Below are 23,814 nucleotides of genomic sequence, written 5' to 3' on the forward strand. Positions count from 1 at the left end.
AGCCCGAGTCCCGGAGGCCTGCTGCTTGAGGAAAGCCTGATCTGATCAGTTGGTCTCGTCGCTCTTAGACGTCATTTCAGTTGGCGAGTCTGCGGTGGCATATGAGGGTCGCGGCAATGGCGGTGAAGGCGAGAAAGTGTTCCGGCTTTCGCTCGTAGCGGCGGTGGAGACGTCGGCAGCCGGACAGCCAGGACACGGTCCGTTCCACGACCCAGCGGTGTTTGCCCAGGCGTTGGGATGACTCGATGCCCTTGCGGGCGAGGCGGTGCCGGATGCCGCGGGAGGACAGCCAACGCCGCAGGTGACGGTAGTCGTACCCCTTGTCTCCGTGCAGTTTTCCGGGCCGCCGGCGTCGGGGGCCGCGGCGTGAGCGGATGGGTGGGATGCCGCGGACCAGCGGGATGAGGGCCTGGCTGTCGTGCAGGTTTGCGGCGGAGATACCGATCGACAGCGGCAGACCGTGGCGGTCGACGATGAGGTGGATTTTCGATCCCTTTTTGCCGCGGTCGGTCGGATTCGGTCCCGTCAGTTGCCCCCTTTGAGGGCCCGGACGCTGACGGAATCGATCGCGCAGCGCGACCAGTCCAGCCTGCCGCGGGAGCCGAGTTCATCCAGGACCAGGCGGTGGAGCTTGGCCCACACCCGGGCCTCGGTCCACTCGGTGAACCGGCGGAAGGCAGTGACGCCGGACAGGCCGAATCCGGGTGGCAGTTGGTTCCAAGTGCAGCCCGAGGTGGCCACGAAGATGATCGCGGCAAGCACCTCGCGGTCCCCTCGTCGACGGTGTCCTCCGCCCTGTGGGCGTTCCGGTGCCGGCGGGACCACTCGCTGGAACAACTCCCACAGGTCTTCCGGCGCCAACCGTTCGACAAGTGCAGCAGTCATCGCCCCAGAGTGCCGCAAGATCACACCAACTGAAATGACGTCTTAGCCTGCTCGGACCCGGAGTCCTTGTGTCGGCGCACGACGACAACCGCGCCGATGCCGCCGGCGGGCAGGAGTCCGGCGCCGCCAAGGATCCACGCGGTGGTGTCGGCGCCGATGCGGGCGAGGGAGCCGGCCGGGCCTTCGGTGACGCGGAGTCCGTCCCGCCCGCGGACGAGGCTGGTGCCCTTCGGTCCGGTGGTGAGTGTGAGCAGGGTCTACTCTCCGCTGCCGATGTTCACGGTGGCACCAGGCAGGAGCTCTTGCCGGTCAGCCGATCCCACTCCGCATTCGCCAGATCCCCACGCCCCATACAGCCGGCCTGACCCCCACCCCCCAACCCACGTCGGGAGATCCGAGAAGCAGCGCCTAGCTGCCGTTGGCGGACTGGCCGTTCAATGCCGGGCCCAGGTCGACCGGGGTGGACGTGGCGTTCGGCGGCGGAGGGAGGACGATCAGGGGCTGGCCGGCGGGCGGGACCGGCGGGGTCATGTCCGACTTGGGCAGCTTCGGCGGGGTGGTCTGCTTGAACAGCGTGGTGTCGAAGTCGACCAGGCCGGTCTTCTCCATCACCGTGATGTGGTCCAGGACGGTGTCGTTGGCCTGGTCGGCCAGGGCGCGCACCAGCGTGTTCTTCGTCGTCGAGCGGATCTTTGCCACGGTGTTGAAGATCGAACCGTGCGTCTGGCGAAGAATGTTGGCGAAGTCGATGTCGAACTGCTTGCCGTTGTCCGCCTTGAGGGTGGTGACGAATCCTTCCTGCTGCGGACTGGCCACGTTGGGCAGCGTCACGTTCAGCATCGGCGCGATCTTGCGGCAGGTCTCGTCCAGCGCCGCGTGCCCGTCGATCAGGTGCTGACTGGCGGTGAGGACGCCCTTGCTCTGCCCCTTCTGGAGCCCGATCTGCCCCACCGGGTGCTCCCACAAGCCGGCAGCGCGCACCGCCACCACGAAGGCCCGGTCCCCCTCGGTCAACGGCCCCCACTGGGTGTTGGCGATGATCCGGTCGTTCGAGGTCGACACGGTGTCAACTCCGAGCATCGACGGGTAGACCAGCGCGCCAAGTGTCAGGGCCAGCGCGCCCCCTACGAAGATACCGCCCACCATGTTCAGCGAACGCTGCACCGTTCCTCCTGCCCGTCAAGAAATCCGCCGATTCGTCATCGCCCGACTGGGGCGGACGAAGAGCATTACGCGCGCGGTGCCGTTCAGGTTCACCCGGCCCTCAAAAATGGCTCATGAACGGCGCCCCGGGGAGGGTTCTTCGGGCGGCGGGAGGGGCGTGAGTGTGGGGGACGACGGCACCGGGCCGTCTGTGCTTGCCACGCGGCCGGAGGCAGGCGGGCGTTTCCGCCTCGTTGGGGCTGGTGGCGGTGGTGAAGGCGCGGTCGGCGAAGCGCAGGACGTTGCGGCCGACCGGGGCGCGCTCGGCCTCGTAGGTCTCCAGCAGCTCCTCAGGTGCGGCACCCTGGCAGACAACGCCGAGCTACCGGTTTCACGCGTCCTGGATGCCGGTGTTCATACCCTGCGCGCACCGGGTCCGGTGCGCGGCCGTGTCAGTCGGGAGAGCTCGCCGGCAGCCATGGTTCGTGCCATCGCGGATATCCGGCGACGAGCTTGCTCGCGGCCGTCGGTCCCCAGGTTCCCTGCCGGTAGCGCTCGGGGTCGCCGGGCGCCTCCAGCAGTGGCTGGACGATTCGCCACGTCTCCTCCACCGAGTCCTCCCGGGTGAACAGGCTCGCGTTGCCTTGCATCGCATCACTGAGCAGGCGTTCGTACGGTTCGGGTGCCTCACCCAGCTCGGCCGCGAAGAGGAGGTCGAGGTTCACCAACTGCGTGTCCTGCTTGCCCGGCTGTTTGGCCTGGATGCAGAAGTTCATGCCAGGGCTCGGATCGATCCGCAGGATCCACTGGTCGGGCTCGGGCGCGAACCGCTCCGCGAACGCAAGCCGCGGCGGGCGCTTGAACACGATCCGGATCTCGGTCACTCGCTCGGGGAGCGACTTGCCGGCGCGGATGAAGAACGGCACCCCGGACCAGCGCCAGTTCTCGACCTCCAGCCGCAACGCGACGAAGGTCTCGGTGCGCGAGTGCGGCCGCACCCCGGGGACCTGCAGGTACCCCTCGTACTGCCCGCGGACGTAGTGGGCCGGGTCGGCGTCGGGGATCCCCCGGAACACATCAACCCGGCGGTCTCGGAGCGCGTCCGCATCGGCGGCTGACGGCGGCTCGGACGCCACCAGGGCGAGCAGCTGCAGCAGATGGTTCTGCACGACGTCGCGGAGCGCGCCGACCGGGTCGTAGAAGTGACCGCGGTCCTCGACCCCGAAGTCCTCGGCCATGGTGATCTGCACGCAGGAGACGTGGTCGCGGTTCCACACCGGCTCGAACACGGAGTTGGCGAACCGCAGGAACAGGATGTCCATCGCCGGCTCTTTGCCGAGGAAGTGATCGATCCTCAGCAGCTGATCCTCGTCGAGGAGCTGACGCAGCTCGGCGTTGAGGGCGCGCGCCGACGCGAGGTCATGCCCGAACGGCTTCTCCACGACGACCCGGGCACCCTTGGTCAGCCCGACGCCTGCCAGGCCCCCGACCACCCGGGCGAACAGCGACGGCGGGATCTCCAGGTAGAAGACGGGGTGCCGCCTGCCGTTGACCGCCCGGGCGAGACGATGGAACGTCTCCTCGTCGGCGTAATCGCCCTGCACATAGCTGAGTCGGGCGGCGAACCGGGCGAAGACGCTGTCGTCGAGCGGCTCACCCGCTGCCTTGATCGCCGCGCTGGCGTGGTCACGCAGCGCGTCGTCGGACCAGCCGTCGCGCGCCACTCCGACGATCGGGCAGGTCAGCAACTTGCGTCGCTCGAGCCGATAGAGCGAGCGAAACGTCATCTTTCGCGCGAGGTCGCCAGTGATCCCGAAAATGACCAGCACGTCTGCGGGAACGTTCGATGAGTTCAAAGCCATCTGATCCCCCTTACGGGGCCGGCACGGCACTAGGGTCGGGCGTCATGAGGGTCGGGCGTCATGGTCATGCTGGCGGCTGGGCGCCGGCGCGAGCCGGGACCTGGCCTGCCGCCGCGTCCGCGAGGACGAGCGACGCCGCCGCCTCGACCCGGCCTGCGGGAATCGACCGGTCTCCCGCGACGAGCCTCGAGAGCGGTTCGCGCTTGTCCGCTCCGGTGATGAGCCAGAGCACTTGCTGGGCGCGGGCGAGCGCGGGATAGGTGAGTGTCATGCGCTGGTGGCCCATGTAGGGGGCCGTCAGGGCCACCAGCCGGTCCGAGACTTCGAGCACCGGGTCCCGTGGCACCAGCGAGGCGGTGTGCCCGTCCGGGCCGAGGCCGAGGTGAACGAGGTCGAAACGCCCGGGCAGCGACCGCCCGTAGGCGTCGGCCGCCGCGTCAAGGTCCGTGTCGTTCACGGGCATCGCGATGACCTCGGCCGGGGCCGCACCGAGGCTCTCCCGCAGGTGGGTGAGGTTGCGGTCCGGGTCGCCGTCGGGCGCGACCCGCTCGTCGACCTGGAACACCGCCACGTGCTCCCAGGGGACGTGCTCATGTGCGAGCCGCGCGAACATCGCCCACGGCGTGTGCCCCCCGCTGACGGCGAACGTGAATCGGCCGTGGGATTGCACGCAGGTCCGGGCCAGCCGCGCCACGAACGCCGCCGCGGTGCCGGCGACCGCATCGGGGTCGGCGACGACTTGGAGTTCGTGCTGCACAGCCGTCAGCCCTTCTTTTCGGCGTGCCCGCCGAACTCCGAGCGCATCGCCGAGAGGATCTTGTCGGTGAACTCCCCGGCCTCCCTGGACTCGAAGCGCTCGTAGAGCGAGGTGGTGATGACCGGTGCCGGGACGCCTTCGTCCACCGCGGCGAGGACGGTCCAACGGCCTTCCCCGGAGTCGGAGACCCGCCCGGCGAAGCCGTCGAGGGAGGGCGAGCCGGCGAAGGCGTCGGCGATCAGGTCGACCAGCCACGAGCCGACGACCGAGCCGCGCCGCCAGACCTCGGCCACCTCTCCGACGTCGATGTCGTACTGGTAGGCCCACGCATCGCGCAGGGGCGTCGTCTCCGCGTCGACCTCTTGCCGACCTCTGCCGACGTCAGCGCGCTTGATGATGCTGAGGCCCTCGGCGATCGCGGCCATCATCCCGTACTCGACCCCGTTGTGGACCATCTTCACGAAGTGCCCGGCGCCGTTCGGCCCGCAGTGCAGGTACCCGAGCGGGGCGGTGCCGTCGGTCCGGGTCCGGCTCGGCGTCGGCTCGGCACAGCCCTCGCCGGGAGCGATCGTCTTGAAGATCGGGTCCAGATGGGCCACGACCTCGTCCTCGCCGCCGATCATCAGGCAGTAGCCGCGCTCCAGGCCCCAGACCCCACCGCTGGTCCCGCAGTCGACATAGTGCAGCGACTTGTCGGCAAGACGCTTGGCGCGTGTGATGTCGTCGCGGTAGTAGGAATTGCCGCCGTCGATCAGGATGTCACCGGGCTCCAGCAACGGCTCGAGCTGGTCGAGGATGGAGTCGACGATCGCGGCCGGAAGCATGAGCCATACGGCCCGTGGCTTGTCCAGTTTCGCGACGAAGTCCCGGGGTGAGTCCGCGCCCGTCGCGCCCTCGCCGGCCAGTTCGGCGACGGCGTCCGCGTTGACGTCGGACACGACGCAACTGTGGCCGTCTCGCATCAGCCGACGCACCAGGTTCGCCCCCATCCGGCCGAGCCCGATCATCCCGAGCTGCATGGGCTTGTCTGTCGCCATCTGGCGCCTCCTAGTCCTTGAGCGTGCGGTAGTGCCGCATCAGCGCGTTCGTGGACGAGTCGTGTCCGCGTTCGGGGTCGGTCGCGCTCTCGAGCTCCGGGATGATCGCGACAGCAAGCACGTCGCCGAGCTCGACGCCCCACTCACCGCAACGCCAGAGGCGATGGCCTCCTCGATCTCCGGCAGCCCCTCGGGCGTCCCGGGGATCTCGATGAAGAGGTCGCGCCGGGCGGCCCTGGCGTGCGGCGCCTTGGCGGCCGCCACCGTTCGCTGCGTGTCGTAGGCGAGCAGCGTCCCCGGACGGCCGGAGTCGGCCGCCCGGATGGCGTCCATGCACAGAGTGCGGATCGTCTTGGCGGAAAGGGTTTCCAGGTCATTGTTGCTCAATGCGAGCCTCCCTGAAGGTGCTGCTTCTGCGCTCATGTCGAGGGCGGCAGACTAGGGTTGAGCTTTCCCGGCCGGGGCGAAAAGCGCCGCGCCGACAATGCCCGCATCGTTCAACAGCTGCGCCGGTACGATCTCGGTCCTGAGCTCGATGTACGGCAGGAACTTGTCCGCCTTCTTGCTGACGCCGCCGCCGATGACAATCAAGTCGGGCCACAACAGCCGCTGGACGAGCTCGAGATATGTCTCCAGACGGTGCGCCCATTTCTTCCAGGACAGGTCGTCGTGCTCGCGCACCGACTCCGCGGCCCAGTCCTCGGCATCCTCGTGGTGCAGCGGCAGGTGCCCCAGCTCGCTGTTGGGCACCAGGAACCCGTCGGAGAAGATGGCGCTGCCGATACCGGTGCCGAGCGTCACCATCACGACGACGCCCTTGCGTCCCTTGCCGGCGCCGAAGCGCATCTCGGCGATCCCGGCCGCGTCGGCGTCGTTCACCACCCTCACGTCGCGGCCGGTCGCTCGTGCGAAGAGCTGGGCCGCGTCCGTCTCCATCCAGGCCGGGTCGATATTGGACGCCGTCTGGACTTTGCCGCCCCGGATGACTGCCGGAAGCGTCAGCCCGACCGGTCCTGGGACGCCGATCTGGGTGAGCACCTGCACGACCACGTCCGCGACTGCCCCCGGGGTCGCCGGATGCGGGGTCGGGATCCGGACCCGCTCACCGATGAGGCTGCCGAGCTCCAGGTCGACCGGCGCTCCCTTGATACCGGTTCCGCCGATGTCGATCCCCACCACGTGGGCCGTCTTGTCCAGACTTGCCTGCGCCACTGCCCGCTCCCCTCAGGGGCCGGCCCAAAATGCGTTGTGTGAATTTTGGACGTCAGGCCCCATAAGAGCTTCGCCATGTAATCCTCAACGCTCGCACATATCCTTTATATTCGCCACATCACTCTTACAGGGTTATATCGAAGCTCAAGGGGTATATCCAAGCATTGCGCGCCCTCAAGAGCATTGACCTTCCCCCTCTGTTCGAGAGGAACGCGACTGCGACTCATTGCCGGCCGCGACGGTATCCTCCAGCAACTTTCGGAAATCAAGCCGACTGGGAACCCGTCCCACAGGCCCCCGCATCCATGAGCCGTTGCCTCTTCCCACCCGGACCGGCCGCGACCAGAGCTTACGGAGGCGTGATGCCGACCACCCCGATCCGCCTGCTTCTTGCCGACGTCGACGGCACTTTGGTCACGAACGACAAGGTCCTCACCGACCGCGCCGTCCGCGCGGTCCACAAGCTCCACGACGCAGGCGTCCTCTTCGCGGTGACCAGCGGGAGACCACCACGCGGCATGTCCATGATCATCGAGCCCTTGGCGCTGACCACTGAACTCGCCGCCTTCAACGGTGGTCTCATCGTCAACCCGGATATGACCGTCGTCGAACAGCAGGTCATTCCCGCGGAGGTGGTGGCCCCGGTCGTCGCGCTGATGGAGTCGTTCGGCCTCAGCGTCTGGATCTACCGGGGTGCCGACTGGTACGTCCGCGACGTGAAGGGGCCGCACGTGGATCGCGAGAGCTGGACGGTGCAGTTCGCGCCCACGCTCGTCCCCGGCTTCGACGGGCTCGAGCAGGGCACCGCCAAGGTCGTCGGGGTCAGCGATGACCACCAGGTCGTCGAGGCGGCCGCGGTCGCGGCTCGCGCGCAGTTCGGCGAGCATGTCTCGGCCGCCCGCTCGCAGCCCTACTACCTCGATGTGACCCATCCGCAGGCCAACAAGGGCGGTGTCGTCAAGTACTGGTCAGCCAAGCTCCAGATTTCCCCCGACCAGATCGCCACGATCGGCGACATGCCCAACGACGTACTGATGTTCGCCCACTCGGGACTGTCCATCGCGATGGGCAACGCCGGCCACGAGGTCCAGCGCGCGGCCAGGCGGGTGACGACGAGCAACGAGGAGGAGGGCTTCGCGAACGCGGTCGAGCAGTTCATCCTCTGACCCGCGGCACCGCAAGCCCGGGCCTGGCCGCCCTCAGCCTGAAACCTGCCCCAAGGAGGAGGACCGTGAGCGTCGAGCATGAGAAGCAATGTGCCGCCGAGGCCGCGGCCGAGCTGGTGGAGGACGGCATGACCGTCGGCCTCGGCACCGGCTCGACCGTCGCCCACCTCCTGCCTGCGCTGGCCCGCCGCGGTCTGTCCCTGCGGTGTGTCGCGACGTCGCCGCAGACCGAGGAGGCGGCCCTGATGCTCGATCTGCGGGTCGAACCGTTCGGCAGCATCGACCGCTTCGACATCACGATCGACGGTGCGGACCAGATAACGCCGGACGGCTGGCTCGTCAAGGGCGGCGGCGCCGCGCACACCAGGGAGAAGATTGTCGCGGCGGCCGCCGCCCGCTTCGTCGTGATCGCCGACTCGAGCAAACGAGTGACAGCGCTGCACCCGCCGGTCCCGCTCGAGCTGCTCGAGTTCGGGCTGGCCGCGACCATGCGTCTGCTCCACCCGGTCTCCCTGCGCGACGTGCCACGCAGCCCCGACGGCGGCGTCATCGCGGACTACCACGGTGCCGTCGACGACCCCGCGGGCCTGGCGGCGCTGCTCGGCGCCACCCCCGGCGTCGTCGAGCACGGCCTGTTCCCTCCGACGCTGGTCGCCGACGTATTCGTCGCCCACGGCGACTCGGTCGAGCACCACAATCATGCCAAGTCCCGTGCCTGAGAGGGTATTCGGTGTGGGCGGACTGCCCTTTGTCCCCTCTCTGCTCCGACGCCCGGTCCTCCGCCGGCTTCTCTGCCACCGGTTCCCGCAACTGCTGATTCCCGGCCCACCGTGATGAGTGGGGGTGGGCGTGCGCTGTGCCGAATGAACGAGGCGGCCACGGGTGCCCATTGGCGGTGGGCCGTGCCTGATCAGACCTGGTCGCAGACGCCTTCACGTGCAACGTTGCAGCCCGGCCGGAATCGACCACCCCGAGACGCGCCCCTCCCTCTGGGTCGCTCCTAACCAGGGCGCACCAACCACGTCTCACGGACGCCCGCTCCAAAAGCATGACCACAGGTCAACGGACCCCGCCCCGCGGCAGCGGCGGGACTTCGGGAGTGGGCGGCGGGGACATCTGGCAGCCAGCCAGGATTTCGGGGATGCTCGGTTCAGCGGGCCGTAACAGACTTCTCCACCACCAGGCCTGCATGGAATGGGGAACACGCCCGAGCCTGGGATCGAGACACGAAGTGCTTACTACACTCGCGCCGGAGCCCTCCGCGCCTCCGATGAACACTCCGTCGGACAGTGTCTCCACAGTCCGCCCCGAGGGCGGGCTTCGCCCGGCAGCCGGACAGCCGCAGACGTTTCCGCTCGCATGCGCACGGATGATCACCGCATCCCCGACGCCGACACCTCCCGGGGCAGGCTTCTCGGGTCGATCCGTATGCATGCCGACCCCCTCTGACACCCTGTCACCAAAGTCGGCGCCGGGTCGGCGTCAGCACCGCCGGAACCCGCCCCCGACCAGCACGAACCGCCAAGATCATTTGCTCGCCCAACGTGGTCTGACCTGCAAAAATAGAGGCCAGAGGCCCACCTGTTAGTCTCACCAGGAGGTACCCATGAAGATGCTCATCAACGTGGCGGAGACGGTGGTCGCGGACGCGCTGCGGGGTATGGCGGCCGCGCATCCCGAGCTGACGGTGGATGTGGACAACCGGGTGATCGTACGGCGGGACGCCCCGGTGCCCGGCAGGGTGGGACTCGTATCCGGCGGCGGGTCGGGACACGAACCGCTGCACGGTGGTTTCGTAGGCCCCGGGATGTTGTCCGCGGCCTGTCCGGGCGAGGTCTTCACGTCACCGGTGCCGGACCAGATGCTGCGCGCGGCGGCGGCCGTGAACAGCGGCGCGGGCGTGCTGTTCATCGTGAAGAACTACACGGGGGACGTGCTCAACTTCGACATGGCGGCCGAGCTCGCCGAGGACGAGGGCATCCAGGTGGCGAAGGTCCTCGTCAATGACGACGTCGCCGTCACCGACAGTCTGTACACCGCCGGGCGGCGCGGCACCGGCGCGACGCTGTTCGTGGAGAAGATCGCGGGCGCCGCGGCCGAAGAGGCCGCGCCGTTGGATCGGGTGCAGGCGCTGGCCCGGCAGGTCAACGAGAACTCCCGCAGCTTCGGTGTCGCACTGAGCGCCTGCACCACGCCGGCCAAGGGCAGCCCCACCTTCGACCTCCCGCCGGGGGAGCTGGAGCTCGGCGTCGGCATCCACGGGGAGCCGGGCCGGGAGCGGCGCGCGATGATGACCTCGCACGAGATCGCCGACTTCTCGGTCAACGCGATCCTGGAGGACCTGAACCCGCGCAATCCCGTCCTGCTGCTGGTCAACGGCATGGGCGCGACGCCGCTCCTGGAGCTCTACGGGTTCCACGCGGAGGTGAACCGGGTGCTCACCGAGCGCGGGGTGCCCGTGGCACGCACGCTGGTCGGGAACTACGTCACCTCGCTGGACATGGCGGGCGCCTCGGTGACGCTGTGCCAGGTGGACGAGGAGCTGCTGCGGCTGTGGGACGCGCCGGTGAAGACGCCCGCGTTGCGCTGGGGCGTGTGAACCCCGGCGGCATCGGCATGATGTCGCCCCCCGCCCGGTCAACGTTCGTACCACGCAAGGAGATTCTGTGCTCGACGCCGAGTTCTTCCGCCGTTGGATGACGGCGACCGCCGCGTCCGTGGACCGCGAGGCGGAGCGGCTCACCGCTCTGGACTCGCCGATCGGCGACGCCGACCACGGCAGCAATCTGCAGCGCGGCTTCACCGCCGTGGTGACCTCGCTGGAGAAGGAGGCGCCGGACACCCCCGGCGCCGTGCTCACCCTCGCCGGACGCCGGCTGATCTCCACGGTCGGCGGCGCGTCGGGTCCCTTGTACGGCACCCTGCTCCGCCGTACGGGCAAGGCCCTCGGGGACGCCGCGGAGGTCACCGAGGAACAGTTCACGGACGCGTTGCGCGCGGGCGTGGACGCGGTGATGGCGCTGGGCGGAGCCGCGCCCGGCGACAAGACCATGATCGACGCACTGGTGCCCGCGGTGGACGCGCTCGCCGAGTCCTTCGCCGCGGCGAAGACGGCCGCCGAGGAGGGTGCCGTCGCGACGACACCGCTCCAGGCCCGCAAGGGCCGGGCCAGCTATCTGGGCGAGCGCAGCATCGGGCACCAGGATCCGGGTGCCACGTCCTCGTCCCTGCTGATCGGCGCGCTCGTGGAGGCCCGCGATGAGTGAATCCCCGGGCAGCACGAACCAGTTCGTCGGCATCGTGCTGGTCTCCCACAGCGCCGCCGTCGCCGCCTCGGTCGCCGAGCTGGCGACGGGACTCGCGGGCGGCGAGACGACCGCTCCCGTCGCCGCGGCCGGCGGCACCGTGGACGGCGGTCTCGGCACCAGCGCCGAACTGATCTCCGCGGCGGCCGCCTCGGTGGACCGCGGCGCCGGGGTCGCCGTGCTCACCGACCTGGGCAGCGCGGTCCTCACCGTGAAGGCCCTGCTGGCGGAGGGGGACGAGCTCCCCGACAACAGCCGCCTGGTGGACGCGCCCTTCGTCGAGGGCGCGGTGGCCGCGGTGGTCACGGCCTCGACCGGAGCCGACCTCGCGGCGGTCGAGGCGGCGGCCGCGGAGGCGTACACCTACCGGAAGGCGTGAGAGCAGGGGCTGGAGCGTGTGAGTGCGGGGCCCGAAAGTGGTGATCGCCGGGCCGGGAGGTCTGAACGCGGGTCGGAAGGGCTTGGCGCGGGGTCGGAAAGGCTGGGCGCGGGGGTGGAAGGCCTGAACGCGGGTCGGAAGAGCTGAACGCGACGGCAGGAGGTCTGAACGCGGGTCCGGGAGGGCTGAACGCGAGGGCCAGGAGGTCTGAGCGCTGGACCGGAAGCGCTGAGCGCTGGGGCACGGAGGTCTCGGCGGCCGGGCGTCGACCGCGGTCGGTCGGCGCCCGGCCCAGCCCTCAGGCGAGCCCTTCGGCGACGATGGCGAGGGCCGAGCGCACGGTGGACACCAGTTCGGCCTCCGCCACCGCGGGGTCGGGCTGCTCCTCGTCCGTGCGCCACGCGTAGTGCTCGACCGCCGTGCGCAGGGCGCTGTTGAGCATGGCGGCCTGGATCTCCGAACGCAGGTCGACGGCGGGCAGCCCGGCCCGGTCGGCGAGGGCGCGGGCGAAGGCCGGCTCGGCCTCGTCGTGCGCCTGGAGCCAGACGGCGCGCAGGCCCGGCTCGGTCCGGGTCAGTCTCATCAGCGCCCGGATCTTGGGCAGGTGCGGTCGGGGCGTCGAGGGGTCACCGGTCGTGGCCGCCCGTTCCAGGGCGTCCTCAAGCGGCCGGCCGGGGCGCCATGCCCGCAGGGAGGCGGCGATCGCGTCGATCCCGGCCGCGAACAGCGGGCTCACGCAGCTTTCCTTGCTCGGGAAGTAACGCCACACCGTCCTCGCGGAGACCCCGACGGCCTGTCCGATCTGCTCCCCGGTGGTCGCGGCCACCCCTTGGGCGACGAACAGTTCCACCGCGGCGCGGGCTATCTCCAGCCGGATCTCGGCCTTGCGCCGCTCGGTCAGCGGTGGCCGGCCCGTCCGGCCGCGGCCCCGGCCGGGGGGTTCGGTGATCGCGCCGTCCGGCACTGGCGACTCCCTCGACTCGACGACGGGCGGCTGCCGCCCGGGCTGCCGCGATTCTAACGATCTCGAAAACGGCTCCGGACTTTATGTCATGGAGAGACATTAAGTCGTACTGTGTGGCGCACGACGACCTCGTCGCACCACGTACGCACTTCTGGGAGCACGTCATGAGCACCACTGGACTGGCCGGCCGCAGCGTCATCGTCACCGGAGCGGGCTCCGGAATCGGGCGGGCCACCGCCCTGGCCTTCGCCGCGGAGGGCGCCCGGGTCCTGGTGGCCGACCTCAACGCCGAGGGCGCCGAGAAGGTCGTCGAGGAGATAGCGGCGGCCGGCGGCACCGCCGTGGCCGTGACGGGCGACCTGAGCGAGCAGGCCGTGGTCGACCGGGTGACCGCAACCGCCGTGGAGCAGTTCGGCGGGGTGGACGTGCTGGTCAACAACGCCGGGATCATGGACCGCATGTCGGCGGCCGGTGAGGTCGGCGACGCGGAGTGGGAGCGGGTCATCCGGGTCAACCTCACCGCTCCCTTCCTGCTCACCCGGGCGGTGCTCCCGCACATGCTGGAGGCGGGCAAGGGCGCCATCGTGAACACCGCCTCCGAGGCCAGCCTGCGCGGCAGCGCCGCGGGTGCCGCGTACACCGCCTCGAAGCACGGCATCGCGGGCCTCACCAAGTCCCTCGCCGTGACGTACCGCAACAAGGGCATCCGGGCCAACGCCATCGCCCCCGGCGGCACGAAGACCGCCATCGCCGTGGACGCCGACCGCGACGCCCTCGGACCGCAGGTCCTCGCCTCGTACATGGGCAATGTGGGCTCCGCGGCCGAGGCCGAGGAGCAGGCCGCCGCCATCCTGTTCCTCGCCTCCGACGCGGCGAGCAACATCAACGGCGCGATCCTGCCCGTCGACAACGGCTGGTCGGCGGTCTGACGCCCTCGATCGCCTGAAGGAACCTCCACCGCGGCCACTCAGCCGCCGCGCACGAACTTCCGGGCCAGTCGCTCACCCACCGTCACGGCTGCCGCGTGATCCTCGATGGGCGACACCCGGGAGTTCTTGAAGGCGATGTAGGTGACCCCGGAACTCGTCCCGCCACCGTGCGGGCCGGGGCGAATCCCGAGCGCCTTGGCGGTGGCGTACGAGGCCTCGCCGATGATTTCGCGCGGCCCGGTGTCGCCGACCACCGCGTACTCGACCCGGTCCCGGTAGATCACCGCGACCACCGAGCCGCCTCGGATGCCGTGGACGCGGTAGTCCCAGATGCCACTGGGTGTGGGCACCACGACGTACGGAAGGGTCTCGGCGCTCAGATACCGCCCGTCGGACTGCTGGTACGCGGTGGTCCCGGAGAAGAGCGGGTCGTTCCGCCCGTTGCACAGGAGACCGGGGCGGCCGTCGCAGTCGATGTCCATGTCGGCCTTCCAGAACACCGCGCCCCGCGCGCCGCAGACGGGAATCTCGGCGCGGCTGCGGGCGTCGGAGCGATAGCGCCCCTTCGAGACGGGTACGCAGTCACGGACCTTGGCGAGCAGATCGGCGGCGCGCACATTTCCTTCCCGCACCGCCACGGGCGGGCTCGGACGGGCGGCGGGAAGCGGGGCGGGGGCGAGCAGGGCCACGCCGGCCGCGACCAGCGTCAGCGACTGAACACGCACGATAAAGGACCCTCTCCTGGAGGACATTGACGGTTGTTCAGCAAAATTTGGCGGGTTTCTGACGATACGTCCACTGGGAAGGGGCCGGACGGTGCACGGCGGGCGCGGCGGGTACGCGGCGGATGCGGCGGGTGCACGCGGATCGGCGGGAACGCGGCGGATTCGGCGGGTGCATTGCGGTCGAGAGCCCGAGCCGTGGTGGACCCGGGCTTCTCGACCGCCCTCGCCGGCGCGGCATCAGCGACGACAGCGGTCCGCGCCGTGGGCGCGAACTCCCCTGTCGAGAGGGTGAGTTCACACCGCGTCAGGCATCAGCATACGTAGCCCGAGGACGGTCCGACGAACGGCCACCGCCCCCTTGATGTGGCCGCGTCAGCCGTGTCTTATAGGTACAGACCAATCCCGTCGAGGGAAGGCAGGCCGGTGCGACGCGTTTCCCTTGGGTTGATCTGCGGCTCGATGCTCGTCCTCACCGCGTGCGGAGGAGGTGCGGGAGCCGACGCCGGGGGCGAGCGGCTGCCCCCGGCCCCGATGGGGGTCACCGCGACGGCGGGCAGCGCGACCAGCGTGCACGTCATGTGGAACCGCGTCTCCGGGGACGTGAAGGTCACCGGTTACGAGGTGTACCGCGGCACCACACGGGTCGAGCGGGTGCCCGGCGACGAACACATGGTGGACGTCACCCGACTGGCCCCGTCCACGAAGTACGTCTTCACGGTCCGTGCCCTGAACACCGACGGAAACCCCGGACCCCCCAGCGAGCCGGTGCGCGCCACCACACCGGACGCGGTCGCCGCCGACCGCACGCCCCCGACCCGCCCCGGACGGCCGCACGGCAGGGCCGTCGGGAGCCGGGCGGCCCAACTGGAGTGGTCGGCGTCGACGGACGCCCGGGGCGTGGTCTCGTACGACGTCTACCAAGGCGGCTCGAAGATCCACAGCGTGGGCGGCGGACAGACGGCGACCGTCGTCACCGGGCTGAGACCCGGCACCGCGTACGCCTTCACCGTGCGAGCCCGCGACGCGGCGGACAACCTCTCCCCCGCGAGCGCCACCGTCCGGCTCACCACCGCGCCGGGCGCGGACGACGGCCGCGGCACCGCGCCGACCGGGTTCCGCGCGACTTCCCACCGCGCGGACGGGGCGTACTACCTCGACCTGTCCTGGCTGCCGCCGCGGACGGACGGGGTGATCACGGAGTACCGGATCGACCTGGACGGCCGACAGGCGACCTCACTCGTCTGGGGCGGCACACCGCCCAGCGGAAGGGCCACCTACAGCTTCTACGTGGGACGGGAGGCCGGGGTCGCGTACCGGGTGCGGATCAGGGCGAAGCTGCCGGACGGCACCTGGGGCGGGTTCTCGGCGGAGCGGACGGTGACGACGGGCTCCACCACGGGCGGGAGCGCCGGCACCCCGAAATAGGCGAACCGTAGGCTCACCTCCGTGCCCCATAGCGAACTCGATACCTCGACGGCTCCCCTGGACATCTCCCTGCTGCGCACCTTCCTCGCCGTGCACCGCGCGGGGTCCTTCACGGCGGCCGCGCGGCTGCTCGGTCTGTCCCAGCCGACGGTGACTACGCAGATGCGGTCACTGGAGGAGCAACTGGGACGGGAACTGTTCGAACGGCAGCCACGGGGCGTGGTGCCCACGTCGGTGGCGGACGAACTCGCCGCGGAGGTCGCCGCGCCCCTGGACGCGCTCGCGGCGGTCGCGGACCGCCGCGGGGCCGGCGCCGACCAGCCGCCGGATCCGGTGCACCTGGCGGGCCCGGCCGAGCTGCTGTGCACGCGCGTCCTGCCCGCGCTGGCGCCGCTGACCGCGCAGGGCGTACGTCTGCGCGTCACTCCCGGCCTCACCGACGAGCTGCTGGACGGGCTGCGCGGCGGCCGCTTCGACCTGGTCATCGCCACGACCCGGCCGCGCGGCCGCACTCTGACCGCCGTGCCGCTGATGGACGAGGAGTTCGTGCTCGTCGCCGCCCCGTCGTGGGCCGAGCGCATCGACCCGGCCCGCGTGGCGGCCGAGGGGCCCGCCGCGCTGCACGGGGCACCGCTGGTGACATACGCCGAGGATCTGCCCATCGCCCGGCGCTACTGGCGGCACGTGTTCGGCGTACGGCTGACAGGCCAGGCGTCGATCACGGTGCCCGACCTGCGGGGCGTACTGGCCGCGGTGGTCGCGGGCGCCGGCATCACCGTGCTCCCCCGCTACCTGTGCCTCGACGCACTGGCCTCCGGTGCCCTGGTGCCCCTGCTGTCCCCCGAGGAACCGCCCATCAACACCGGGTACCTCACCCAGCGGCCGGGCGCGTCGGACAACCCGCATGTGGCGGTTGTCCGAGAGCGGCTGCTTCAGGCGGGCCGCACGTGGTGAGGACGGAGAGCAGATAGCGGATAGCGGATAACAGCTGACGGATGACAGATGACAGATGGCAGATTTCGTCATCCGTTATCCGTCAGCTGTTATGCGCCATCCGCCATCCGCCATCCGCCATCCGCCATCCGCCATCCGCCCAGAGAGAATCACCAGCGAAACGCGGGATTCATCCGCCGGACGAACGAATTCGTCACCTGCCCGGTCCCCGTCCACGTGCGCCCCGAGCCGGATGCGCATTGGCTCTCCCTGAGGCAGCACGGGCCTTTCCAATCCTCGGCGGCGCATGGGATGTACCGCCAACCGTGCCGCTGGAGGGCAGTCCTATGCGTACTTCTCAGATATTTCTCCGCTCCGGCCTGACCGTGGCCGCCGTCGCTGCGCTTCCGCTCACCCTGACCGCTCCGTCGGCCGCCGCCTTCGGTTCGGGGATCTCGGTGAGCACCAGCGGGTCCAGCGTGTCGGTCACCACCAATTCCTGCCCGAGCAACGGCAGCAGTTTCGGCAATGCCTCGCTGCTCGCCAATGGGCAGGTGAACTTCTCCCAAGGCCGCCAGATGCCGTTGTCCGGAACGAGCGCCACTCAGTCGGCGGTCTGGTCCAACGTCAGCGCCGGTACCTATACCGTCGTCGTGGTCTGCCAGGACGGGACGACGGCCGGTACGCAGTCCGTCATCGTCTCGACCAGCGCGGTCCCCAAGGTCACCAAGACCCCGAGGATCTCCTCGACCTCCTTGCCCTCCTTGCCTTCCTTGCCCTCCTCGCCGTCGCGCGGCGTGATGGGCGGTCTCGGCGGGGCCACCAGGGACTACGGGACCGCCACGCTGGTGGGCGGCGGTGCGCTGGTGACGTCGGGCGTCGTGGCAACCGCCTGGTACCTGCGCCGCCGGGCCAAGCCCCACCGGCTCTGATCACGGGGTCCGTCGCACCGGCGGCCGTCCGTCCGACTCCGGTCCGTTGGACGGCCGACTCCGGTCCGTTGGACGGCCGACTCCGGTCCGTTGGACGGCCGACTCCGGTCGAGAGGACGGCCCCTACTGCTCGTCGAGGTGCTCGAACTCGTCCAGCGCTTGCGTCAGCCACTGGGTCCAGAAGGTCTCCAGGTCGATCCCGGCCCGCAGCACCAGATGCCGCAACCGGTCCTGGGGAGCATCCTTGCCGGGCGGGAAGTCGCGCTTCTGGATCTCCTCGTACTCGACCAACTGCCTTTGGTGCAGGTCGAGATGGCGACGCAGGTCCGTCGCGAGGCCCGCGGTGCCGACGACGGCCGAGGCGCGCAGCCGCAGCAGCATCGTGTCCCGCATGGGCTTCGGGTCCTGGGACGCGGAGGTCCAGCGGGCCAGTTCGTCGCGGCCCGCCGGCAGCACCTCGTAGCTCTTCTTCTGTCCCCGGGCCGGCTGTTCGGACGGCAGGGCGCGGATGTAGCCCTCGGACTCCAGTCTTCCCAGCTCGCGATAGATCTGCTGATGCGTCGCCGACCAGAAGTAGCCGATCGACTTGTCGAACCTCCGGGTCAGTTCGAGGCCCGACGACGGCTTCTCGAGCAGGGCGGTGAGGATCGCGTGCGGGAGTGACATGGGGTCATCCTAGGGACGCCGGACCGAGGCCCCGGGCGCGACCGCTCCGGCCGCGGCTCGGCCGGTCACAGCGCCGCCGCCAGCTCCGTGCCCTGCTTGATGGCGCGCTTGGCGTCCAGCTCGGCGGCCACGTCGGCACCGCCGATGAGGTGCACGCTGCGTCCCGCCGCGGACAGTTCCTCGTACAGGTCACGGCGCGGTTCCTGGCCGGTGCACAGGACGACGGTGTCGACCTCCAGGACCTGGCTGTGGCCCTCGACCGTGACGTGCAGTCCGGCGTCGTCGATCCGGTCGTACTGGACGCCCGGGACCATGGTGACGCCCCGGTGCTTGAGTTCGGTGCGGTGGATCCAGCCGGTGGTCTTGCCGAGTCCGGCGCCGACCTTGGAGGCCTTGCGCTGGAGGAGGTGGACCGTGCGGGGCGGGGCGGGGCGCTCGGGTGCGGCGAGGCCGCCGGGTGCCTGGTAGTCCATGTCGACGCCCCAGTGGCGGAAGTACGTCGACGGGTCCTCGCTCGCCTTGTCGCCGCCGTCGGTCAGGTACTCGGCGACGTCGAAGCCGATGCCGCCGGCGCCGAGGATCGCGACCCGGTCGCCGACGGGGGCGCCGTCGCGCAGGACGTCGAGGTAGCCGAGGACGCTGGGGTGGTCGACGCCGGGGATCTCGGGGGTGCGCGGGCTGACGCCGGTGGCGACCACGACCTCGTCGTAGGCGGAGACGTCCTCGGCGGCGACGCGGGTGTTCAACCGGACGTTCACGCCGTGCAGTTCGAGCTGGGTGCGGAAGTAGCGGATCGTCTCGTCGAACTCCTGCTTGCCGGGGACCTTGCGGGCCACGTTGAGCTGGCCGCCGATCTCGCTCGCGGCGTCGTAGAGGGTGACGTCGTGGCCGCGTTCGGCCGCGGAGACCGCGCAGGCCAGGCCGGCGGGCCCGGCGCCGACCACGGCGACGCGCTTGCGCAGCCGGGTCGGTGCGAGGACGAGCTCTGTCTCGTGGCAGGCGCGCGGGTTGACCAGGCAGGAGGTGATCTTCCCGCTGAAGGTGTGGTCGAGGCAGGCCTGGTTGCAGCCGATGCAGGTGTTGATGGCTTCCGGCCGCCCGGCCGCCGCCTTGGCCACGAAGTCGGGGTCGGCGAGCATCGGTCGGGCCAGCGACACCATGTCGGCGTGGCCGTCGGCGAGCAACTGTTCGGCGAGTTCGGGGGTGTTGATGCGGTTGGTGGTCACCAGGGGGATGGAGACCGCGCCCATGACCTTCTTGGTCACCCAGGTGTAGGCGCCGCGCGGCACGGAGGTCGCGATGGTGGGGATGCGGGCCTCGTGCCAGCCGATGCCGGTGTTGATGATCGTCGCTCCGGCCGCCTCGACGGCCCGGGCCAGCGTGATCACCTCGTCCAGGGTGCTGCCGCCCGGCACCAGGTCCAGCATGGAGAGTCGGTAGATGATGATGAAGTTCTCGCCGACGGCCTCGCGCACGCGCCGCACGATCTCGACGGGGAAGCGCATGCGGTTCTCGTACGAGCCGCCCCAGCGGTCCTCGCGCTTGTTGGTCTGAGCGGCGATGAACTCGTTGATGAGATAGCCCTCGGAGCCCATGATCTCGACGCCGTCGTACCCGGCCCGCTGTGCGAGCTCGGCGGCGCGGGCGTAGTCGTCGATGGTCCGCTCGACCTCGGCGTCGGTGAGCGCGTGCGGCGGGAAGGGGCTGATCGGGGCCTGCAGGGCGCTCGGGGCGACCAGGTCCTGGTGGTAGGCGTAGCGCCCGAAGTGCAGGATCTGCATCGCGATCTTGCCACCCTCGCGGTGCACCGCGGCGGTGATCTCCGTGTGCTGCTCGGCCTCCGCCTCGGTGGTCAGCTTCGCGCCGCCCTCGTACGGCCGTCCCGCGTCGTTGGGCGCGATGCCGCCGGTGACGATGAGGCCGACGCCGCCGCGGGCCCGGGTGGCGTAGAACTCCGCCATGCGCTCGAAGCCGCGCTCGGCCTCCTCCAGGCCCACGTGCATGGAGCCCATGAGCACGCGGTTGGGCAGCGTGGTGAAGCCCAGGTCGAGCGGGTTCATCAGGTGCGGGTAACGGCTCATCGGGCCCTCCGTGCGCGGTGTCGTGTGTCTGTTGTAGACGACGGACAACGCCTTATGCAACTAGTTGCACAATGACGGAGGTCACTCACTGAGGACCGACCCTGCTCCATGGCGACGGGCGGGCCCGGGTGCTCGCCGAGCCCGCCTCGCAGGTCAGACCGTCCGCGGCGGCCTGACGCCGATCACCACGTTCGCGTACAGCTCGTCGGAGACGGCCAGCGTGGCGGTCAGACCGCCGCGGGCGAAGGCCTCGACGGCCGCGGGGGCCTGGCGCTCGCTGGTCTCGACCAGGAGACAGCCGCCCGGGGCCAGCCAGCGGGGCGCCTCGGCGGTGACGCGGCGCAGGACGTCGAGGCCGTCCGCGCCGCCGTCGAGGGCGACGAGCGGTTCGTGGTCGCGGGCTTCCGGCGGCAGCAGGCCGACCTCGTGCGTGGGAACGTACGGCACGTTGGCGGTGAGGATGTCGACGCGGCCGCGCAGGGCGTCGGGCAGGGCGTCGAACAGGTCGCCCTGGTGGACGTGTCCGCCGAAGGGTGCGACGTTGCGGCGCGCGCAGCGCACGGCGGCCGGATCGATGTCCGCGGCGTGCAGTTCGGGGCCGCCGAGGGCGGCGGCCAGTGCGGCACCCACCGCGCCGGAGCCGCAGCACAGGTCCACGACGAGGGCGGCGCCGCGCGCGCGAGCCACGGCCTGGTCGACGAGGAACTCCGTGCGGCGGCGGGGTACGAAGACGCCCGGCTCGACGACGATGCGCAGGTCGTGGAACCGGGCCCAGCCGAGGACGTGTTCGAGGGGGAGTCCCGAGACGCGCCGGTCCACCATGGCGGAGACCTCGTCCGGGGTGCGGGCGGTGGAGAGGATCAACTCCGCCTCGTCCTCGGCGAAGACACAGCCCGCGGAGCGGAGCGCGACGACAACGGAATCGGAAAGAGGGGGCATGGGAGCCGAGAAGCCTTTCGGTGAGCCGAAGGGCGCTCTCGCGGTCGCCTACAGGCGGCGATCCGCAGGGTCCTGAGGTGAGAGCACCCGACCTGACACAGCGGTAATGGGTCTCACCTCCTCGGCAACTCCCGGGCTGGGGCGGTCCGCAGCCAGGACGGTCACCTTACAGGAAGGGCCGGACGGCGAGGGAGGTGCTCCCTCGCCTCACGCGGGTCGCGGACCACCAAGTTGTACTATGCAACTAGAGAGGAAGGAGCTCCCGTGAATGCAGCCGACGCGTCCGTCGAGACCATCCAGCGCGAGATGACGGCCTTCGCCCGCCGCGCCCGGGCCTCGGCGGGGCGTATGCATCCGGAGCTGTCGCTGGTCTCGTACACCCTGCTGGGTCATCTGGAGGAGAGCGGCGGCTGTCGTGCCACCGACCTCGCCGCGCACTACGCCCTGGACAAGTCCACGGTGAGCCGACAGGTGTCGGCGCTGGAGCGGGCCGAGCTCATCGAACGCCGAGTCGACCCCGAGGACCACCGGGTGCAGGTGCTCCAGCTGACGGAGGCGGGCACCCGCATCCTCGCCCAGGTCACCGAGAGCCGCCGGATCGCGTTCCGTGAGCGGCTCGCGGACTGGCCGGCGGCGGACCTGGAGCGGTTCGCCGCCTACCTGGTGCGGTACAACACGGCGGCGGCCGGGGCACCGCCCGCCGCGCAGGCCTCCGGGAGCTGAGGCTTCACCACCGGAGGTCGTCGGGAGCCGTCAACGGACCCCCACGGCCCGGCCGTCCGTCAGATGCTCCGGAACCCGTGCCGCCATGAACCGCGTGCCGCGGCGCAGCTTGAAGCCCAGGGACTCATAGAGCCGGATGGCGTTGGTGTTGCTCGCGGCGGTGTGCAGGAAGGGGGTCTCGCCGCGTTCGCGGATGCCGTGCGCCACGGCAAGGATCAGGCGGGTGGCGAGCCCCTCGCCGCGGAAGTCCGGGTCGGTGCAGACCGCGCTGATCTCGGTCCAGCCCGGCGGGTGCAGCCGCTCCCCCGCCATGGCGATCAGCGCGCCGCCGCGCCGGATGCCGAGATAGGTGCCGAGCTCGACGGTGCGTGGCAGGAAGGGGCCGGGCCTGGTGCGCTCCACCAGGTCCAGCATCTCGGGTACGTCGGCGGGGCCGAGCCGCACCGCTTCGGCGTCCGGCGCCGCGGCGAGTCCGTCGTCGACGAGTTGGACGCCGTCCAGGCTGAAGGTCACCTCCCAGCCTTCCGGGGTCGGCCCGTTGAAGCCGGCCAGCGGGGCCTCGCCGCCGGGGCCGACGAGGGCCGCGAGGTCCGCCCAGTCGTCGTCGGTCGGGTCGTCGGGCAGGGCCAGCCACGGCGACACGTCGACGGGATAGCGCAGGACGTGTCCCCGGCGTTCGGCGAAGTGGGCGTGTGGGCCGGTCAGCGAGGCGAGGGCCGGGTTGTCCAGCGGGTGCGTGGCGTCGGCCGGCGGACGGGGGCTCGTGAGGCGACGGTCGCTCATCGGGCGACCTCGATCACGATCTTCCCGCGGGCGTGGCCGTCCTCGACCGTGCGCAGCGCCTCGGCGGCCCGGTCGAGGGGGAAGGTCCCCGTCACGAAGGGCCTCAGCCGGCCGTCGACCACCAGGCGCGCCACCTCGTCGAGGACGGCGGCGGTACGGGCGCGTTCGACGGGTCCTCCCCCGAGCCGGGCGGCCGTCTCCCGGTCGGCGCCGGTGATCAGCTTCGTACGGTCGTCCAGCAAGGTCGCCGCGGCCTCCAGGACCTCACCCCCGACCAGGTCGAAGACGGCGTCCACGCCGTCCGGCGCGGCGGCCCGCACCCGCTCGGCCAGATCCGGCCCCGACGGGACGTGCACGGCCCCGAGCTCCTCGACGAAGTCCTTCTTGCCCTCGCTCGCGACGCCGACCACGGTGAGCCCGAGGGCGCGCGCGATCTGCGTGGCCGCGACACCGACGCCACCGCCCGCGCCGGTGATCAGCACGGTGGCGCCGGAGGGCAGGCCGAGCTGGTGGATCCCGTCGTACGCGGTCGCCGCGGCGATGGGCAGGGCCGCCGCATCCGTGAAGGAGAGCGCGGCGGGCTTGTGGGCGGTGACCGCGGTCGGCAGCAGCGCGTACTCGGCGTATCCGCCGGCCACCGGGTTGCCGAAGACCTCGTCCCCCACGGTGAACCCGGTCACGTCGGTACCGAGCTCCTCGACGACGCCCGCGACCTCGTTGCCGAGGACGGCGGGAAGCTCGCGTGCCCCGGCACCGGGGCGGGCGTATCCGGTCCGCTGCTTCCAGTCGACGGGGTTCACACCCGCCGCGCGGACCGCCACGAGTACCTGGCCGGGACCCGGGCTCGGCCGGTCCTGCTCCACCAGGGCCTCCGTCTCCGGTCCGCCGTACCGGGTGAAGACGTACGCCTTGGGCATCTGCTTCCTCGCTCTCCTCCGCCGTCACCACCACGGGCGGCACTATCGGCA

The 23,814-nt window shown here is 70.6% G+C and carries 24 protein-coding genes; 10 read left to right on the forward strand and 14 right to left on the reverse strand.

Going from position 1 to position 23,814, the window contains the following annotated elements:
• Positions 1–76: 76 nt before the first annotated feature.
• The 7 genes from FNV62_RS08995 to ppgK form a co-directional block, all read right to left on the reverse strand.
• A protein-coding gene (locus FNV62_RS08995; protein ID WP_121417351.1) for an IS5 family transposase occupies positions 77–885 on the reverse strand; the annotation gives its coding sequence in 2 pieces (ribosomal slippage) (positions 77–535 and positions 538–885; 807 coding nt in all).
• A 408-nt stretch (positions 886–1,293) separates the two neighbouring features.
• Positions 1,294–2,031 carry a DUF4142 domain-containing protein gene (locus tag FNV62_RS09000; RefSeq protein WP_097288785.1) on the reverse strand — a complete coding sequence of 246 codons (738 nt, stop codon included), beginning with the start codon at positions 2,029–2,031 and terminating at the stop codon, positions 1,294–1,296.
• A 449-nt stretch (positions 2,032–2,480) separates the two neighbouring features.
• On the reverse strand, positions 2,481–3,890 hold the full coding sequence (gene zwf / locus FNV62_RS09005) for a glucose-6-phosphate dehydrogenase (protein WP_143607325.1): 1,410 nt from the start codon (positions 3,888–3,890) through the stop codon (positions 2,481–2,483).
• A 64-nt stretch (positions 3,891–3,954) separates the two neighbouring features.
• The gene (gene pgl, locus FNV62_RS09010) at positions 3,955–4,647 is read right to left on the reverse strand and encodes a 6-phosphogluconolactonase (protein WP_164404846.1); all 693 of its coding nucleotides are present in this window, start codon (positions 4,645–4,647) and stop codon (positions 3,955–3,957) included.
• Positions 4,648–4,652: 5 nt separating this feature from the next.
• The gene (gene gnd, locus FNV62_RS09015) at positions 4,653–5,684 is read right to left on the reverse strand and encodes a phosphogluconate dehydrogenase (NAD(+)-dependent, decarboxylating) (protein ID WP_097283390.1); all 1,032 of its coding nucleotides are present in this window, start codon (positions 5,682–5,684) and stop codon (positions 4,653–4,655) included.
• A gap of 39 nt (positions 5,685–5,723) precedes the next feature.
• Positions 5,724–6,071 (reverse strand): transaldolase family protein, encoded by a 348-nt coding sequence (locus FNV62_RS09020; protein ID WP_205521690.1) that lies wholly within the window; start codon positions 6,069–6,071, stop codon positions 5,724–5,726.
• A 51-nt stretch (positions 6,072–6,122) separates the two neighbouring features.
• The gene (ppgK, locus tag FNV62_RS09025; protein WP_225900210.1) at positions 6,123–6,896 is read right to left on the reverse strand and encodes a polyphosphate--glucose phosphotransferase; all 774 of its coding nucleotides are present in this window, start codon (positions 6,894–6,896) and stop codon (positions 6,123–6,125) included.
• A gap of 362 nt (positions 6,897–7,258) precedes the next feature.
• On the opposite strand from ppgK, the gene FNV62_RS09030 reads away from it, so the two are divergent.
• The 5 genes from FNV62_RS09030 to FNV62_RS09050 all read left to right on the forward strand — a co-directional run bounded on the left by FNV62_RS09030 (position 7,259) and on the right by FNV62_RS09050 (position 11,746).
• Positions 7,259–8,062 carry a Cof-type HAD-IIB family hydrolase gene (locus tag FNV62_RS09030; protein ID WP_097283391.1) on the forward strand — a complete coding sequence of 268 codons (804 nt, stop codon included), beginning with the start codon at positions 7,259–7,261 and terminating at the stop codon, positions 8,060–8,062.
• A 65-nt stretch (positions 8,063–8,127) separates the two neighbouring features.
• The gene (gene rpiA, locus FNV62_RS09035) at positions 8,128–8,781 is read left to right on the forward strand and encodes a ribose 5-phosphate isomerase A (RefSeq protein ID WP_205521691.1); all 654 of its coding nucleotides are present in this window, start codon (positions 8,128–8,130) and stop codon (positions 8,779–8,781) included.
• Positions 8,782–9,668: 887 nt separating this feature from the next.
• Entirely contained in the window at positions 9,669–10,661 is a 993-nt protein-coding gene (gene dhaK, locus FNV62_RS09040; RefSeq protein WP_097283392.1) for a dihydroxyacetone kinase subunit DhaK, read from the forward strand.
• 67 nt (positions 10,662–10,728) lie between these two features.
• Positions 10,729–11,328 (forward strand): dihydroxyacetone kinase subunit DhaL, encoded by a 600-nt coding sequence (dhaL, locus tag FNV62_RS09045; RefSeq protein ID WP_060899431.1) that lies wholly within the window; start codon positions 10,729–10,731, stop codon positions 11,326–11,328.
• A complete protein-coding gene (locus FNV62_RS09050) occupies positions 11,321–11,746 on the forward strand; it encodes a PTS-dependent dihydroxyacetone kinase phosphotransferase subunit DhaM (RefSeq protein WP_054233329.1) in 426 nt (141 codons plus the stop codon). Before dhaL ends, FNV62_RS09050 begins: the two co-directional genes overlap by 8 nt.
• A 298-nt stretch (positions 11,747–12,044) precedes the next feature.
• On the opposite strand, the gene FNV62_RS09055 is transcribed toward FNV62_RS09050, so the two are convergent.
• A complete protein-coding gene (locus tag FNV62_RS09055; RefSeq protein ID WP_225900211.1) occupies positions 12,045–12,710 on the reverse strand; it encodes a TetR/AcrR family transcriptional regulator in 666 nt (221 codons plus the stop codon).
• 164 nt (positions 12,711–12,874) lie between these two features.
• Here FNV62_RS09055 and FNV62_RS09060 point away from each other — a divergent pair, with 164 nt between their 5' ends.
• Complete coding sequence (locus tag FNV62_RS09060; protein ID WP_143607329.1) at positions 12,875–13,639, forward strand: SDR family NAD(P)-dependent oxidoreductase; 765 nt, start codon at positions 12,875–12,877, stop codon at positions 13,637–13,639.
• 38 nt (positions 13,640–13,677) lie between these two features.
• Here FNV62_RS09060 and FNV62_RS09065 read toward each other — a convergent pair whose 3' ends face one another.
• Positions 13,678–14,364, reverse strand: a complete 687-nt coding sequence (locus FNV62_RS09065) for a glycoside hydrolase family 75 protein (protein WP_186003061.1) — start codon at positions 14,362–14,364, stop codon at positions 13,678–13,680.
• 459 nt (positions 14,365–14,823) lie between these two features.
• Between FNV62_RS09065 and FNV62_RS09070 the strand changes: the two genes are divergently transcribed.
• The 3 genes from FNV62_RS09070 to FNV62_RS09080 all read left to right on the forward strand — a co-directional run bounded on the left by FNV62_RS09070 (position 14,824) and on the right by FNV62_RS09080 (position 17,654).
• Positions 14,824–15,789 (forward strand): fibronectin type III domain-containing protein, encoded by a 966-nt coding sequence (locus FNV62_RS09070; protein WP_144316443.1) that lies wholly within the window; start codon positions 14,824–14,826, stop codon positions 15,787–15,789.
• Positions 15,790–15,810: 21 nt separating this feature from the next.
• Positions 15,811–16,743 carry a LysR family transcriptional regulator gene (locus tag FNV62_RS09075; RefSeq protein ID WP_097283395.1) on the forward strand — a complete coding sequence of 311 codons (933 nt, stop codon included), beginning with the start codon at positions 15,811–15,813 and terminating at the stop codon, positions 16,741–16,743.
• A gap of 326 nt (positions 16,744–17,069) precedes the next feature.
• On the forward strand, positions 17,070–17,654 hold the full coding sequence (locus FNV62_RS09080) for a hypothetical protein (protein ID WP_144315020.1): 585 nt from the start codon (positions 17,070–17,072) through the stop codon (positions 17,652–17,654).
• 123 nt (positions 17,655–17,777) lie between these two features.
• Here FNV62_RS09080 and FNV62_RS09085 read toward each other — a convergent pair whose 3' ends face one another.
• From FNV62_RS09085 to FNV62_RS09095, 3 genes are all read right to left on the reverse strand, one after another.
• Entirely contained in the window at positions 17,778–18,320 is a 543-nt protein-coding gene (locus FNV62_RS09085; RefSeq protein ID WP_054233324.1) for a PadR family transcriptional regulator, read from the reverse strand.
• 65 nt (positions 18,321–18,385) lie between these two features.
• Positions 18,386–20,401 (reverse strand): NADPH-dependent 2,4-dienoyl-CoA reductase, encoded by a 2,016-nt coding sequence (locus tag FNV62_RS09090; RefSeq protein ID WP_054233323.1) that lies wholly within the window; start codon positions 20,399–20,401, stop codon positions 18,386–18,388.
• 153 nt (positions 20,402–20,554) lie between these two features.
• Positions 20,555–21,340, reverse strand: a complete 786-nt coding sequence (locus tag FNV62_RS09095) for a putative protein N(5)-glutamine methyltransferase (protein WP_144315021.1) — start codon at positions 21,338–21,340, stop codon at positions 20,555–20,557.
• Between the two features lie 306 nt (positions 21,341–21,646).
• Here FNV62_RS09095 and FNV62_RS09100 point away from each other — a divergent pair, with 306 nt between their 5' ends.
• The gene (locus FNV62_RS09100) at positions 21,647–22,063 is read left to right on the forward strand and encodes a MarR family winged helix-turn-helix transcriptional regulator (protein ID WP_376224412.1); all 417 of its coding nucleotides are present in this window, start codon (positions 21,647–21,649) and stop codon (positions 22,061–22,063) included.
• 30 nt (positions 22,064–22,093) lie between these two features.
• Here the strand turns inward: FNV62_RS09100 and FNV62_RS09105 are convergent, their stop codons facing one another.
• Both FNV62_RS09105 and FNV62_RS09110 read right to left on the reverse strand, forming a co-directional pair.
• Positions 22,094–22,846, reverse strand: a complete 753-nt coding sequence (locus FNV62_RS09105) for a GNAT family N-acetyltransferase (protein WP_143600585.1) — start codon at positions 22,844–22,846, stop codon at positions 22,094–22,096.
• Positions 22,843–23,763, reverse strand: coding sequence for an NADP-dependent oxidoreductase (locus FNV62_RS09110; protein WP_144315023.1), 921 nt, complete (start codon positions 23,761–23,763; stop codon positions 22,843–22,845). Before FNV62_RS09110 ends, FNV62_RS09105 begins: the two co-directional genes overlap by 4 nt.
• Positions 23,764–23,814 lie beyond the last annotated feature (51 nt).

Origin of the sequence: Streptomyces sp. RLB3-17 (assembly GCF_007113425.2) — a bacterium.
GTDB classification, from domain to species: Bacteria; Actinomycetota; Actinomycetes; order Streptomycetales; family Streptomycetaceae; genus Streptomyces; species Streptomyces mirabilis_D.

Bases quoted from the DNA above. Each gene is read 5' to 3' on its own strand.
- FNV62_RS09110 (WP_144315023.1), bottom strand. From the start codon at position 23,763: ATGCCCAAGGCGTACGTCTTCACCCGGTACGGCGGACCGGAGACGGAG.
- zwf (WP_143607325.1), bottom strand. From the start codon at position 3,890: ATGGCTTTGAACTCATCGAACGTTCCCGCAGACGTGCTGGTCATTTTC.
- gnd (WP_097283390.1), bottom strand. From the start codon at position 5,684: ATGGCGACAGACAAGCCCATGCAGCTCGGGATGATCGGGCTCGGCCGG.
- FNV62_RS09095 (WP_144315021.1), bottom strand. From the start codon at position 21,340: ATGCCCCCTCTTTCCGATTCCGTTGTCGTCGCGCTCCGCTCCGCGGGC.
- FNV62_RS09105 (WP_143600585.1), bottom strand. From the start codon at position 22,846: ATGAGCGACCGTCGCCTCACGAGCCCCCGTCCGCCGGCCGACGCCACG.
- FNV62_RS09090 (WP_054233323.1), bottom strand. From the start codon at position 20,401: ATGAGCCGTTACCCGCACCTGATGAACCCGCTCGACCTGGGCTTCACC.
- FNV62_RS09000 (WP_097288785.1), bottom strand. From the start codon at position 2,031: ATGGTGGGCGGTATCTTCGTAGGGGGCGCGCTGGCCCTGACACTTGGC.
- FNV62_RS09060 (WP_143607329.1), top strand. From the start codon at position 12,875: ATGAGCACCACTGGACTGGCCGGCCGCAGCGTCATCGTCACCGGAGCG.
- FNV62_RS09050 (WP_054233329.1), top strand. From the start codon at position 11,321: ATGAGTGAATCCCCGGGCAGCACGAACCAGTTCGTCGGCATCGTGCTG.
- FNV62_RS09080 (WP_144315020.1), top strand. From the start codon at position 17,070: ATGCGTACTTCTCAGATATTTCTCCGCTCCGGCCTGACCGTGGCCGCC.
- dhaK (WP_097283392.1), top strand. From the start codon at position 9,669: ATGAAGATGCTCATCAACGTGGCGGAGACGGTGGTCGCGGACGCGCTG.
- FNV62_RS09030 (WP_097283391.1), top strand. From the start codon at position 7,259: ATGCCGACCACCCCGATCCGCCTGCTTCTTGCCGACGTCGACGGCACT.
- FNV62_RS09100 (WP_376224412.1), top strand. From the start codon at position 21,647: ATGACGGCCTTCGCCCGCCGCGCCCGGGCCTCGGCGGGGCGTATGCAT.
- FNV62_RS09085 (WP_054233324.1), bottom strand. From the start codon at position 18,320: ATGTCACTCCCGCACGCGATCCTCACCGCCCTGCTCGAGAAGCCGTCG.
- FNV62_RS09070 (WP_144316443.1), top strand. From the start codon at position 14,824: ATGCTCGTCCTCACCGCGTGCGGAGGAGGTGCGGGAGCCGACGCCGGG.